Source organism: Nonomuraea sp. NPDC003201 (assembly GCF_053590415.1).
This window is the reverse complement of the sequence record NZ_JBSFTC010000705.1, coordinates 1-1,751: the sequence shown is the minus strand read 5'-3', so window position 1 is coordinate 1,751 and position 1,751 is coordinate 1. Positions and strand designations below refer to the sequence as shown.

1 pseudogene is annotated in these 1,751 nt (G+C 75.7%); it reads right to left on the bottom strand.

Annotated elements, in window-relative coordinates:
- Positions 1–1,751: pseudogene (locus ACWDX9_RS62960) on the bottom strand (hypothetical protein); the annotation flags it as partial.

Below are 1,751 nucleotides of genomic sequence, written 5' to 3'. Positions count from 1 at the left end.
CCCGGGGCGTGGAGGCATGCTGGTACGTCGCCCCCCAGACCGTGCTCGGGTGGATCGCGGTGATGGTGCTGATACCCGGCCGCGCAGCGCGCCGAACATGATCAGCGCGCGGTCCCAGCCCACATAGTCCTCGCCGATGCGATATCCCACGTCGGCGAACCGGCGCGCCCCGGCCAGGTCACCGGCGAGAACGGCGGCGCCGACCCCTGTCTCCGCCAGCGTGGCCGTGACCGACGGCAGCCATCCGGGCAGGTCTCCGACGCTGCCGAACGCCTCGTCCACGAGGGCGACGGCCTGCCGGGCGCGTCCTTCGTGGACGAGCCGGCCGCCCTCCAGCGGGGCCAGCCCGAGCTCGAACCGGGAGGTGAGTGGGGCGATCCGGCGGATCTCCGCGACCGACCGACCGAGCTGGTCGAACATGCCCATCATGTACTCGATGGAGCCGCGCATCACCAGGAGGCCCTGGCGCGGCTCGGTACCGGTCATCGTGGCGCAGGCGTCCGTCAGCATGGCCCGGGCCTCGGCCTCCCGGCCCAGCCCCCAGAAGAGGTTGAGCGCGTGTACGGACACCAGGTCGGCCCGCGTCATGTCGTCCGCCGGGGCGTCGGCCAGGTCCGGCAGGACGGTCTCGGTCTCGTCGTACCGGTCGTCGTAGAACAGCACCGACGCCAGCGCCAGGGCGGCCGTGGGCCCTCCCCCGGCCGCCAGCGCGGCCCGTCCGAGCCGGGCCGCGAGCCGCAGGTCGCGGACGTTCCGCGCGATGTTGCACGCCTCGACGAGCGCGGCGGGGTCGCCGGCCGTCCCGCTGTCGAGCCGCCAGACCGCGACGCGGAGCGGGTCCGCGCCGGTGCGGCCGCCCACCTCGTCGGCCAGGCTCCTGAGCACCTCGCGGGTACGCAGCGTGCCGCACCCGGCCCGGATCACCTCGCCGTAGAGCGGATGCGCGAGCCGTACGGACAGGGGCTCAGGAAAGCGCGGGGGTTCCAGGGGCCGGGCGGGCGGCGGCTCGGGCGAGATCGTGACAAGCTGGCGATCCTCCAGGCGCCGCAGCGTCTCCAGCGGGGCGAGCGCGGTCAGCGCGTCCACGGACAGCGGCTCGCCGTGGGCGACGAGCTCCAGCGCGGCCCGTTCGCCGGGGTCGACGTCGCCGATCCGGCTCTCGATCAGCTCGCGCAGCCGCGTCGTCACCGAGATCTCGCCCGACCAGTGCCACACCCCGCGCCTTTCGGCGAGCGCGCCGCCCGACTCGCCGGCCAGCACCAGCTCGCGCAGGAACAGCGCGTTGCCCTCGCTGGCCCGCCACAGCCGCCGGACCGTGGGCGCCTCGACCTGCCCGCCCAGCGCTCCGGCCAGGACCAGGCCCGCCTCCCGGAGCGTCAGCGGGGCCAGGTCCAGGCGCGGGAGCAGATCGTCCTTCCACAGCGCCGTCACGGCGTCGGGCGCGCGTTCCCCGCTGCGCGTCGTCGCCAGCACGCGTGCCCGGCCGCCGGTCACCAGGTGGTGCACCAGTACGGCCGAGACCGGGTCCAGCAGGTGGGCGTCGTCGACCATGAGCACCAGCCGCTCGCGGTCCAGGGCGTCGGCGGCCCAGCGGATCACGTTGCCGTGCGGCGGCTGGGCGGGCAGCAGGTGCGCCATGGCGCCCAGCGGGAGGTCCGAGGCGGCGGCGGTGGCGAGGATCCAGGTCACGTCGCCGGTGCCGGACAGCGCCTCGGCCGCCAGGCGGCTCTTGCCCGCGCCCGCCGGCCCGG